The sequence below is a fragment of the Stenotrophomonas sp. STK17_22 genome (assembly GCF_051983905.1).
Taxonomy (GTDB): Bacteria; Pseudomonadota; Gammaproteobacteria; order Xanthomonadales; family Xanthomonadaceae; genus Stenotrophomonas; species Stenotrophomonas maltophilia_A.
This window is the reverse complement of record NZ_CP197010.1, coordinates 4,022,245-4,034,194: the sequence shown is the minus strand read 5'-3', so window position 1 is coordinate 4,034,194 and position 11,950 is coordinate 4,022,245. Positions and strand designations below refer to the sequence as shown.

Below are 11,950 nucleotides of genomic sequence, written 5' to 3'. Positions count from 1 at the left end.
GTGTGCAATCCCGCAATCGCCCTTCTGGCGGCCACCGTTGTTACCGGTGCATACCAGGCTGATCAGCAGCAGAAGCAGGGCAAGGCCAACGCTCAGATCGCCGAGAACAACGCGATGCTGGCGCAGCAGGACGCCGACACCAGCAACGCCCTGGCCACCCGCGAGATGGAGCAGCAGTCCTGGCGCACGCGCATTGCGCTCGGCCAGCAGCGCGCCGCGATCGCTGCCAACAACATCGACCCGACGCTCGGCACGCCGGCGGAGATCCTAGGCGAGACCGCGATGTTCGGTGAGGTCGATCAGCAAACGATCCGCATGAACGCTGCGCGGCAGGCATGGGGCTTCAACGCACAGGCCCAGAACCAGCGGACGCAGGGCGAGCTGGCCCGCTGGAGCGGCAACGCTCAGGCGACCGGGACGGTCCTGGGCTCGCTAGCCAGCGCCGCGAGTATGGGCATTGGCGGCATGAGCCGCGGGGCCGGAGCTGGCGGTGGGAACCTGTCGTCTCAGGCCAACAGCATCACCATGCGCAACAACGCGCGCATTTCGCGCGGCTGGGGGCTGTGACATGGCAACTCTGATTCCAAGGGTGTCCGGCCCGCAGGTCGAGGCCCAGATGGGGCCGCAAGTTAGGAACACGGCCCAAGTCGACCTTTCGCCTGCCATCCATGCGGCTGGCCAGGTAGGGCAGGCCGCTGCACAGATCTTCCAGCAGCAGAAGGATCGATCGGACCTGACCGCTGTGATGCAGGCTCGCAGGGAGCTATCCGAGTGGGAAGGCAATGCGTTCAACCCCGCCAATCCTGACGGTGTGGCGAAGTACCGCGGCAAGGATTCGCTGCTCGCTCCAGACGCGTTGCTGGGCGATCTGGACAAGAGGTCAGGGGAAATTCGATCACGACTGACCGCAGACCAGCAGTCCCGCTTCGACCAGGTCGCATTCTCCTTCCGTGACACCGTGCAGACCCGTCTCAACGGGTACGCGGAGCGACAGTATTCGATGTTCGAGGAGGCTGAGAACAAGGCGGCCATCGATACGGTAGGGCAGGATGCTGTTCGTGCTGGCCTCGCCGGGGACTTCAATCTGGCCGATACCAGACTGCAAGAAGTGATCGGTATCGCGATGGCCTCTTACCAGAAGCAGGGCTATGGTCCGGAAGCACTGAAGGCCGGTGAACGAGGGATTATCTCCAGCGTTCGCAAGCAGACCGTCATAGGAATGGCGCTTCAGGACCCATTCGCAGCTCAGGACCTCTACGACCGCTATGCAGACCAGCTAACGCCGACGGATCGCGCAGTGGTGGAACGCGAGTTGCGACCCTACGTCGAGGACCGACAGGCCGACGCGGACGTGGACGCATGGGAGAGCCGGAATCCTGTCATGGCCGCACGGGCGGATGCTGCCAGCGTTCAGACCCAGTTCGCCTCTCTGGGCGCCCAACACGGATTCAGGACCACCAGCGTCACCCGGTCCGAAGAGGAGAACCGTAGCGTGGGTGGCGTGGCCAACAGCCAGCACCTGGAAAGCCGCGGCACTGCCCGGGATTGGTCGGTGAAGGGAAAAACGCCGGAGCAGATCAGTGCGTTTGTGGCAGATTTGAAAGCGGCAGGGTTCCAGGTCATCACCGAACCGCATGGGACTGGCCCGCATATTCACGCCGAGCTTCCCCCACAGCGCAAGGCCATTGCGCCCGAAGGCGATCCCGGATCGAAGGCCGACGCCCTGGCGTACTTTGATTCCTTCGCGGATCCACGGAGGCGTCGGGCAGCTCGGCAGCGCTATGGCGATCGGCTGGCTGTCGCCGAAGCCCGGCGCGCAGAGCAGGATCGAGATGTCTCCGAGTCCATCAACTTGGCCGTGGAGAACGCCGACCCGAACAGCGGGGCGAGCCTGCGGCAACTGCTGGGCCGGAACTACACGCGTGCAGCGGAGCGCGGCTGGATCCCATCGCTGGAAGCGCGGTGGAAGCAGCGACAGACCGGCCAAGCCGAAACCAGCAGTCCCACTACCGTGCTGGCTATGGACGAAGCGGTGTATCGCGCGTCCCTTGGCGGCGAGCCGGCCCGCGTCGCCCTGACCCACTTCAACCCCTACGACCCGAACCTGCAGCTGTCCGCGTCCGATCGGAAGCGCTACGCCGACGCCCAGCTGAAGTTGCTGTCCGGCAAGCCCGAACAGACTGCCAGCGTCGCCAGCGAGGCAGAGATCAATTCCATCGTGAAGCAGTACGTCACGGGGACGATGGGGATCGACGCGAGCAAGATCGGTGGAAACACGGCCGACGGTAAGAAGGCTTGGCAGTTCACCACCGACATGCGCCGCTGGGCCGAGCAGTTCGAGAACGAGAAGAAGCGCAAGCCGGGCTATGACGAGGTGCTGAAGCAGGCTGATTTCCTGACCCTGCAGGGCACTGTCGAGAGACCTGGACGGCTGTGGGGGACCAATACCGAGACCTACCGGGTGCAGGACCTCAACATTCCTGCGACTGATCGTATCCAGATCGAGGAAGCGCTCCGCGCTGCTGGCAAGCCTGTCACTGCCGACAACATCAACAAGCTCTGGCTGGGGAAGAAATGAATAATCCGTACTCTGCGGCAGCTGCTGCACTCCCCGACGACGCGGCCACCAGGGCTGCGCCAACCTCCAATCCCTATGCAGAGGCGGCCCGCGGTCTCCCCGCCGATACTGGCAGGGCAGTGGTCGGCGCTGGCCAGTTTTCTCCCGATGGAATCGCCACTGCGCAGCGCCAGGCCACCAGCTTGGGTGTGCCGGCCGAGGTGCTGGCACGCAACCCGGAGCAGGCAGCGCGCATGGAGCTGCAGCGCAAGATTGAGGGTGTGCGCGAGCGTAACCCGGCCCTGGCCGACTGGCTGGGGGATCCTCGTCGCCTTGGTTTGGTCAAGGACGAGGTGGAGGGCGTCGAGAAGCTCGCCGGCACGCTGTCCAAGCCCAAGCAGCAGGACTGGGCGCAGGAGCTGCTGGCCAACATGGTCTCCACCGGCATCGGCGTGTACGGCCATTTCAACCGGGCACGCACCGGCAAGTCCACGCCCGAGGACGTTGAGTCGTCCACTGACGTCCTGCGGTCCCTGCCGGCCGGCGCCGTGCGTGGTATCGGTATGGCAGTGGGCGGTGTGGGCGAGACCTACAACCTCGGCGAGCGCACCTTGGATCGCGGCCTATCGGGTGTCGGCGTACCCAGCGGCGGCGGCCCTGCCCGTAGCGACGTGCCGATCTGGCTGCGGCCAGGCGACTCGTTCGTCGGTACCGGTCAGTATCTGAAGCAACTGGCCGACTGGATCGCCCCACCGAAGCAACGGCAGACGTTCGGAACACAGGTGGCCGAAGGCGTAGGCCAAGTCGGTCCGATGGTCATCCAGAGCATCTACGCCCCGCAGACCCTGCCGGCCAGCACCTACGGCATGGGCGTGGACCAGATGGCGGACGCAGTTCGCGAGAAGGGGGCCTACGGTACCGGTCGGGGTGACTTGGCCATCGCTACTGGTGGTTTGGCGCAGGGTGCCTTGGAGCGTCTCGGCATCGAGCGGCTGGTGGAGCGCCTACCTCCGAACATCCGCAGCAGCACGATGCGCTACATCGCCGACATCAGCATCGCGGCGGCTACGGAGGGGGCGACCGAGGCTGGCCAGCAGGTCGCACAGAACGCGGCGCTGCAGGCCTTCGTGGACCCGAAGCAGTCCTTGACCGAGGGTGTTGCCGACAACGCGGCGCAGGGCGGCGCCGTGGGGGCGATCGTGCGCGCGTTGCTGGGCATCCCCGGTGTGCCGCGGTCGCGCACGCGAGCCGCCGCAGAGCAGGTGCAGAACATCATCGGGTCACAAGACGCCAATGCTGACCTTGCAGCAGCAACACAGGCAGCGGCTGAGCTGAAGCTCGGCGCACGTTCGCCGGACGACATGCGGGCGATTGTGCGACAGCTGGCAGGCGAGGATTCGAACCTTTATCTGGATGCCGAACAGGCCCAGACCTTGTTCCAATCCGCGCCGCAGGTGCTGCAGGATCTTGTGGGCGGGCAGGAAGCACTGGCTGAGCAGATGGCGACTGGCCAGATCACGATCTCCAAGGCCGACTGGATGGCCGCTGTTCCGCAGCTACCGAACTGGAGCGAGATCCTTCAACACACGCGAACCACGCCGGAAGGCCTGTCGCCGGCCGAAGTGGAAGGGCTGGATGTCGAAGCGATCGCCCGGGAGCTTGGCGTGCAAGACGAAGGGCAGGAGTCCGCCGATTCGGCGCAGGTCGACACCGATGGGGTCCGACAGGCCGTGTTGGCGCAGCTCGCTGCCACCGAGCGATACACGCCCGCACAGGCGGATAGCCAGGCGCAGCTCTGGCAAGCCGTCTTCGGCCGTCTGGGAGAGGTGACTGGACAGGATCCAATGGCGCTGTACGAACGCTATGCCGGCGGGATCCAGGTTGCGGAGGCCCCGGCAGAGGTTGGCGCACCCCGCACGCTTATGCAGCGCGGCATGGACGCACTGCGCAGCCTGTTCGGCCGGCCGCAGGTGGCCACCGATGGACGCGGGCAGCGGACCATCAAGCGAGAGGGCAGTTCCTACGTGCAGAGGGCCGGCCAGTGGCTGCTGGCCGACGATCAGGGCCAGGCCCGCGACTTCCTGACCCTGGACCAGGCGCGAACGGAAGCAGAGCGCACCGGCGGCGAGATCGTGCAAGACGATCCGATCGAAGGGCAGCGGCAGACCTGGAGTGTGGCGCTGCCGGACACCGCCGCGCGCGAGGTGCTGGCCGGGGACATCCTGTTCCAAGGCGGCGCCGCACCGCGTGGTCAGATTCAGATCGGGCCCGATCGTGCCATGCAGATCAGCCTGTTCAAGGGCGCCGACCTGTCCACGTTCCTGCACGAATCCGGGCACTTCTTCCTGGAGGTCTACCGCGACCTGGCCACGGCTGAGGACGCCGCGCCGCAGATCCGCTCGGACCTGGACAGCCTGCTGAAATGGTTCGGCGTCGAGTCGGCGGACCAGATCGGCGTCGACCAGCACGAACAGTTCGCCCGGGGCTTCGAGGCGTACCTGGGCGAGGGCAAGGCGCCGACACCGGAGCTGCAATCGGTGTTCAGCCAGTTCAAGCAGTGGATTCTCGGCGTCTACCGCAGCCTGCGGAATCTGGATGTGGAGCTGACCGACGAAGTGCGCGGTGTGTTCGACCGGATGCTGGCCAGCCAGGAAGAAATCGAGGCGGCGCAGGCACGGGTGGGCTTCGAGCCGATCGCGCGTGATCTGGCCGAGGCGCAGGCGCTGGGGATGACCGAACGGCAGTTCGCTGACTACCAGGCGCAGGTTGCTGCGGCGCGCGAGCAGGCCGAGGCCGACCTGATGGCGCAACTGCAAAAGGCCGATGCTAGGGCTCGCAAGCAGTGGTGGAAGGAAGAGCTGGCCGCAGTGCGCCGAGAGGTTGCATTGGATCTGAACGTCGATCAGACCGAGCGTCTGGCGCGTGCACTGTCTGGCGCTGAAGCTTTCCCAGATGGAACTCCGATACCGGACTCCCAGCGCGTCCAGCTGGACCGCGAATCGCTAGTTGAAGGTTGGGGAGAGTCGATTCTGCCTGCGCTGAAGGGTCTGTACCGCGACGAAGGTGGTGTTTCGCCAGAAATGCTGGCCCCGCTGCATGGCTTTGACTCGGCCAATGCACTGGTGGATGCCTTGGCAACCAGGGACCAGGTCAGCCAGAGAGTGCGGGAGGAAGCGGACGCCAGAATGCGGGAACGACACGGCGACCCAATGATCGACGGCTCGCTTCCCGACAAGGCGATGGAAGCTGTTCACAACAGCCGTCGGATTCGGCTGTTGGAGCGGGAACTTGCGATTCTCGCCAATCTGGCGGAGCAGCCACGTCCGAATCGCCGCGAACTGAAGGCTGTGGCCGAGGCGGTGATCGACCGGAAATCCTCGCGACAACTGCGCCCGAACGCCTATCTGGCAGCGGAGCGCAATGCCGCCCGGGCTGCAACCGCAGCAGCGACCAAAGGTCGATTCGGCGAAGCACTGTTGGCCAAACGTCAGCAGGCCCTGAATGCTGCGCTGTATCGGAGCGCGGTCGAAGCACAGAAGCGCCTCACTCGCATCGAACGCGCAGCGACACAGCTGACCCGCACGCCGGGGCAGGAGCGTCTCGCCAAGGCAGGGAGCGGCTTCCTCCCCCAGGTCAACGGTCTACTGGCGGCGTATGGTTTCGGCAAGGAAGCGCCCGGTGATTCCCGGGCCCTGGCGGACTGGGTCGAAGGGCTGCAGGACAGTGGAGAGGTCACGGCAGTAGGTGATGTGGTCATCGCACGGCTGGACAATCCCGCTGAATTTCGCGACGTGCCGTTCGCAGAGGCCCGGGAATTCGCTGAAGCGATCAAGAACCTGTCCCACTTGGCCAGCCGGCAGAACCAACTGCTGGCCGGCGCCCGGAAGGCGGACAAGGCCAGCGCCATCGCGGAGATGCTCAAGCGTTCCACATCGGTGCTGGGCGAAGCCCGAGAGTTCGTTACTGCCGATGACCTCCCGGCAGGAGCGCGGGCAGCAAGGACTGCGGGCGGCCTGCTCGATGACATCGATCGTCCAGAGTCCATCCTGGAGAAGCTCGACGGCGGAGAGACGGGGCCGTGGCACGACTTCATCTGGCACGCGCAGGAGCAGGCGGAATCCAAGAAGAGTGAGCTGATGCGGCGCGTGGGCGGCCAGTTGAAGCAACTCCACGCTGGTCTTCCCAAGAACTGGGAGGACAACCTGCGGCAGGTCGCGACTTTCAAGGGTGTAGCGATGACCCGTCGGCGATTGATCGGCATGGCCCTGAACCTGGGCAACGCCGGCAATCGGGAGCGCTTGATGGAAGGTGGCTTCACCACCAGCACCAGGACGATCCTTCTGACCGAAGCCGACCTCAACTCGCTGGCGGCAATGCTGAGTCCAACTGAACTGCGCTATGTCCAAGGCATGTGGGATGCCATCGGATCCATGCGACCGGACATTGAGGCCCTGAACGCAAGGATGGGCGGCGTGCCGGTCCAGTTCGTGGAGTCGGTGCCGTTCGACGTGCAGATGCCTGACGGGGAAGTCATTCACATGGCTGGCGGCTACTTCCCGCTCGCCTATGACTCAACTCGCTCTGTAGTTGGTGACGTTCAGGCGAACGAGGACGCCATGAAGGTGCTGATGGCCACCGGCGCCGGCCGCGCGGCAACCAGCAAGGGCTACGTGAAGGGCCGTGCCGAGACCGTCAAGGCAGCACTGAATCTGGACTATGGCCTGGTCGTGAATCGGCATCTTGATCAGGTGATGACTGACCTTTCCTACCGCGAGGCGGTCCGTGATGTGCACATGCTGCTGAACGATCCGCGCATCAAGAACTACGTAAGCTCCCGCCTGAGCCCTTCGGCGCTGCGTTCGCTCACCGGTGGCTTGGCCTATTCGGTGGTCGGCAGCACCGAGGCCGCAGGCAACGTGGCCAAGTGGCGTGCACTGGGCGATGGTTTGCTGGCCAACACGACGGTAGCAGCACTGGCGCTACGGCCGGACATCGCACTCGGCAACTATGGTTCGGCATTGGTCCAGGGCATCGACAGGTCAAGCACGTCGTCGGTGCTGCGATCGTTCGCGAAGTTCCAAACCCATCGCAGTGAACTGACACAGGAGATTGTCGAGAAGTCGCCCTTCATGGCAGCAAAGCTGCAGGAGGTCGATCACATGTACGCGAGCACCATCGGCAAGATCCGCGGCGATCGATGGAAGGGAGCGCATGCCGGTTACACCCGCTTGATGATGACGCTGCACCGCTTGGCCGATGCTGACGTGTCGCGCGTGGTCTGGCTGGCTCGCTACGAGAGCGAGCGTCGCAAGGGGACGCCTGATGTCGATGCAGTGAAGCTGGCCGACAAGGCCATCCGCATGACACAGACGGCCACTGGAAAGAAGGACCTTTCCACCTTCGAGCGTGATCCGGCGTTGCGACAGACCCGCCAGTACATGGGCCCGATGTTCGTCATCTTCGGCAGGCTCCGCGCTGCGACCGAAGGCAGCGGTGCATCGCGCGAGGGGTCGGCTCGCATCGCCTCGCTGTTCTTGCAGTGGGTACTGGCACCGACGGTGTTCGCAATACTGGCGGGCCGCCTGGCTGACGACGACGACAAAGACGGCGAAAAGGACTGGGTCACCTGGATGGTTACGGAAGTGGGACTGTTCCCCTTGCAGACGATCCCTCTGGTTCGTGATGTTGCATCGATCGCCGAGTCTCTGTTGGCCAAGCGCCCGCCAAACGCACGCAGCGCGCCGCTGGCCACCGCCATCAACAACATGGGCAAGGCGACGCAGCGCATCGCCAAGCGCTGGGACAGTGGTAAGTCGTTCGGCGACAGCTGGGACGAGTACACCGTGGACTTGCTGCAGTTGGCCGGCCCGCTCGTCGGCGCGCCGTCCACCCAGGCCAGAAAGTGGGACAAGGCATACAAGGAAATCTGGGACGACCCGGACACTGGAGCGCTCGAACTCACCCAGATGGCGGTCTACGGGGAGACCCCGTTCTACGCCGATGGGGAGGTGTTGCCCGACAAGAAGAAGTAGGGGCTATCGCTTCAGCTTGGCTACGGCGAAGGCCAACACCGTGGAGGCGGCGCAAGGCAGCAGGGCGGTTGCCGGCAGGTACTCCCACTCGGGGCTGTAGTGGACGTAGTTTTCTTCCACAAGGAAGTAGATCGTGCCGGCAAGGATGCCGGCCACGGCCCCCAATAGCGCGGCTCGCTTAGGCGTGGCCGCGACCATGCCTGCGGCAAAGGCGATGGCGACACAGAGGAACGCGAGGGTCATGGCTTCAGTCCTTGGCGTTGCGCTTTGATTTTGGTTTTGTAGGAGGTAGTTGCCCTGGGGCTAACTCGAGCTCACCTTCAAGCGCTCGAATTCCGTTCAGCACCATGCTGAGTATTTCTTCTTCGACCGTTCGACCGCTCGCCTTGGCGGCATGGCGGATGCGGTCCATCTCCGACGCGGGGAATGCGATCGGTATACGGCCGCCATCCGGGTCAACCATGTCGACATGCACCAAGTCTTCGCCCTTTCGGAGGAATTCCGGGGTAACCCCTAGAGCGTCGGCAAGCTTCAGCAGCATGCCGGGCCTGGGTAGCGCGATGCCCTGCTCGTATCGCGAGATCTGGCTGAAGTTGACCCCGGCTCGTTCTCCTAGCTCCCGCTGAGTCAGCCCTGCGCGCTCTCTGGCATTGCGGAGGGTGATCGGGAAGTTGCGTTCATCTATGGAGAGGGGGGAAGCCATGCCGTTAAGAATAGCCGCCGCTCAACGAAACTCAAAAAAAGTAGTTGACGACTGAACTTAACTCAACAATACTCAACCTCAACGAAACTCAACAGGAGCAGTGAAGGTGAGCAAAGAGCAAGTGGTTCTGGTTGTCCCGGCGGAGCTGAAAGCCTGGTTGAAGCAGCAGGCACAGGCCGAGTCGAGGTCGGTCAACTTCATCGCCACAGCGCTGCTGATGCAGGCCAAGGCCGCCAAGGTGAGGGAAGTCGCATGAACGGCCTCGACCACGCGTCCGAGGTGGTCATGCTCTCGGGCGATCATGTGATGACGGACAGCCGGAAGGTGGCTGAGGCATTTGGGAAGCGGCACAAGGATGTTCTGCGGGCGTACCGGAATCTCCAGTGCAGCGAGGATTTCACACGGCGCAATTTTGCGCAGTGCTTTGAAATCAATAGCTTGGCGAACGGGAAGCCATCCCCCCTGATCCAGATGACCAAAGACGGGTTCATGTTCTTGGTGATGGGTTTCACCGGCCCGAAGGCGGGCGAAATCAAGGAGGCGTTCATCGCCGCGTTCAACGAGATGGCGGAGTTCGTTCGGGCACAGGCTGATGGGGCATTGCAGCGCTGGGAAGTCGCCTATGTGGAATACCGCGCCGACCTGGAGCATGCCTCCCGGTGCGGGAAGGATCTCTCCATTTGGCGAGGCCGGCGGCTCGTTCACCTGGCCAGGCTGGAGAAATTGGACCCCCAGATCAAGCTGCCGCTGCTCGCGAGTGAAGCAGCATGAGCAGCCGCCCATCCCTGAAAAAGAGAAACGCCCCGGCGGCAACCGAGGCGTTTCAGAAATCGACTTCCAGCGAGGAAATCATGGCGAAGACTACACGCATTCTGGGCGCAGTCAAATTCGAACGCTCGGTCACCGAGGGGCGTGGATCGACCAACGTTGTCCCATTCCCACTGGACCGAGCGGTGAACGTTCGCGGCCGTGAGTCGTTCAACAGGGTGATGGCTAGGTTCCCAAGTCTGAGAACGGAACAGGCTTGGGAGTTGGTGAACTTGGCTTGGAAAATTGCTTGATCTAGCAGCCCCGCACATCGCGGGGCTTTTCATTTTGGAGCCTGAAATCAGATGACAATCTCTGCAAACGACCGCCGCAAGACCTACGTGGGGAACGGCGTCGCCACCGCGTTCAACGGGCCGAGGGCGTTCCTGTCCAGCCACATCCAGGTATTCACCGGCACGCACCCGGTCTACAACCTGGTGCCGCCGGCGCAGTACACGGTAACTGGGCTGCGCCAGCCGGCCAGCAAGGTGACCTTCAATGTCGCGCCCGCGCTGAATGCCGACATCCTGATCCTGCGCACGGTCCCGATGGACCAGCCCACGGACATCACCAATCAGGGTGCGTTCCTGCCGGAGATCCACGAAGACGCTTTCGACTACCGGGTGATGCAGCTGCAGCAGCTGTTGGACAACGGCATGCAGCTGGTCCAGGACCCGGTTACGGGCGAGTTCGTCTGGGACGCCAAGGGCAGCCGCATCACCAACGTGGGCGACGCCACGGCCTTGGCCGATGCCCTGAACCTTCGTAGTGCGCTGGTGCTGATCGAGCAGATCCAGGGCGGTGGAGGCACGATCGGAATCACGCCGCGGCTGTGGACGTTCGAGGGCGACGGGGAGGTGACCGACTTCCCTCTGGCCGGCGCCGACGTTCTGAGCCCGCTGTTCTACGACACTGCAGTCGAGATCACTGCGGGTGCCGGCAACTACAAGGTGTCCCGCCCGGTCGATGCGGATGGGGTAGGGGAGTTCCTGATCGTGCCGGGTGTCGATGGCGCTCCGCCGGCGATTCGGTTCAAGGTGCCGCTGGCTGACGGCGTTCAGGGCTTCACCACGTTGCGTGGCTACGCCAGGCCGTGGATCGGTGAACCGCCGGTCTACACGGTTGCGCCGCGGATCGTCAGCGTCACCGGCAACACCACGCTGGCCGGGGACATGCACAACACCCTGATCCTGGCCAACTCGGCCACGCCGATCACGCTCACCGTGCGGGCGAACACCGGCGGCAGCGCCGACTGGAAGGAAGGCCAGTTCTTCTCGGTACTGCAGGTGGGCGCCGGCCAGGTGACGCTCGCCGTGGAGGGCGGTGGACCGCTCACCGTGCCGCCGAGCTTCCAGGCCAAGACCCGTGCACAGGGCTGCATCATCAGCGGCACCTGCCTTGCGCCTGACGCCGACGCGTGGGTGGCAGCCGGCGACCTGCTGCGGGTGGCCGCGGCGGTCGACCTTCAGTGCTTCGACCTGGTCGATCGATCTGTGCTGATCGGAACCAACATCGGGACCGGGACCGGGAAGGACAGCCTGATCCTGCCCTACGGGCTGTTGCTGGACACCGTGGCCAACGGCGGCATCTATGCCACGCTCGCCGTCGCCCAGGCTGCCGGCGTCGTACTCACGGTTGATGTGAACCGAAACGGCACCAGCATCCTGTCGACCAAGCTGACTTTTGACAACAACGAGCGCACCACCATGACCGCGGCCATCCCACCGGTGCTGGTGCCGGGTGGCAACGTATTGGCCAAGGGAGACGAGATCAGCATCGACGTGGACCAGGTGGGTACGGCCCTGGCCAAGGGCCTGCGGGTCTACCTGGTCGGCCAGAGGGCAAGCTGAC

8 protein-coding genes are annotated in these 11,950 nt (G+C 64.1%); 6 read left to right on the top strand and 2 right to left on the bottom strand.

The window, feature by feature from the left end:
* The 3 genes from ACSYS9_RS18815 to ACSYS9_RS18805 are packed head-to-tail and all read left to right on the top strand — an operon-like array spanning position 1 to position 8,589.
* The gene (locus ACSYS9_RS18815; RefSeq protein WP_071229000.1) at positions 1 to 567 is read left to right on the top strand and encodes a hypothetical protein; all 567 of its coding nucleotides are present in this window, start codon (positions 1 to 3) and stop codon (positions 565 to 567) included.
* 1 nt (position 568) lies between these two features.
* The gene (locus ACSYS9_RS18810; protein WP_440568354.1) at positions 569 to 2,578 is read left to right on the top strand and encodes a D-Ala-D-Ala carboxypeptidase family metallohydrolase; all 2,010 of its coding nucleotides are present in this window, start codon (positions 569 to 571) and stop codon (positions 2,576 to 2,578) included.
* Positions 2,575 to 8,589: a hypothetical protein gene (locus tag ACSYS9_RS18805; protein ID WP_440568352.1), complete on the top strand. Its 6,015-nt coding sequence runs from the start codon at positions 2,575 to 2,577 to the stop codon at positions 8,587 to 8,589. Before ACSYS9_RS18810 ends, ACSYS9_RS18805 begins: the two co-directional genes overlap by 4 nt.
* Positions 8,590 to 8,592: 3 nt before the next feature.
* Here ACSYS9_RS18805 and ACSYS9_RS18800 read toward each other — a convergent pair whose 3' ends face one another.
* Positions 8,593 to 8,832, bottom strand: coding sequence for a hypothetical protein (locus ACSYS9_RS18800; protein WP_440568350.1), 240 nt, complete (start codon positions 8,830 to 8,832; stop codon positions 8,593 to 8,595).
* Between the two features lie 4 nt (positions 8,833 to 8,836).
* Positions 8,837 to 9,292 (bottom strand): helix-turn-helix domain-containing protein, encoded by a 456-nt coding sequence (locus tag ACSYS9_RS18795; RefSeq protein ID WP_440568348.1) that lies wholly within the window; start codon positions 9,290 to 9,292, stop codon positions 8,837 to 8,839.
* Positions 9,293 to 9,398: 106 nt separating this feature from the next.
* Between ACSYS9_RS18795 and ACSYS9_RS18790 the strand changes: the two genes are divergently transcribed.
* The 3 genes from ACSYS9_RS18790 (at position 9,399) to ACSYS9_RS18780 (ending at position 11,949) form a co-directional block, all read left to right on the top strand.
* A complete protein-coding gene (locus tag ACSYS9_RS18790) occupies positions 9,399 to 9,548 on the top strand; it encodes a hypothetical protein (protein ID WP_440568346.1) in 150 nt (49 codons plus the stop codon).
* Positions 9,545 to 10,063 (top strand): Rha family transcriptional regulator, encoded by a 519-nt coding sequence (locus tag ACSYS9_RS18785; protein WP_440568344.1) that lies wholly within the window; start codon positions 9,545 to 9,547, stop codon positions 10,061 to 10,063. The genes ACSYS9_RS18790 and ACSYS9_RS18785 overlap by 4 nt, the downstream gene beginning before the upstream one ends.
* Before the next feature lie 341 nt (positions 10,064 to 10,404).
* Positions 10,405 to 11,949: a hypothetical protein gene (locus ACSYS9_RS18780; RefSeq protein ID WP_440568342.1), complete on the top strand. Its 1,545-nt coding sequence runs from the start codon at positions 10,405 to 10,407 to the stop codon at positions 11,947 to 11,949.
* Position 11,950 lies beyond the last annotated feature (1 nt).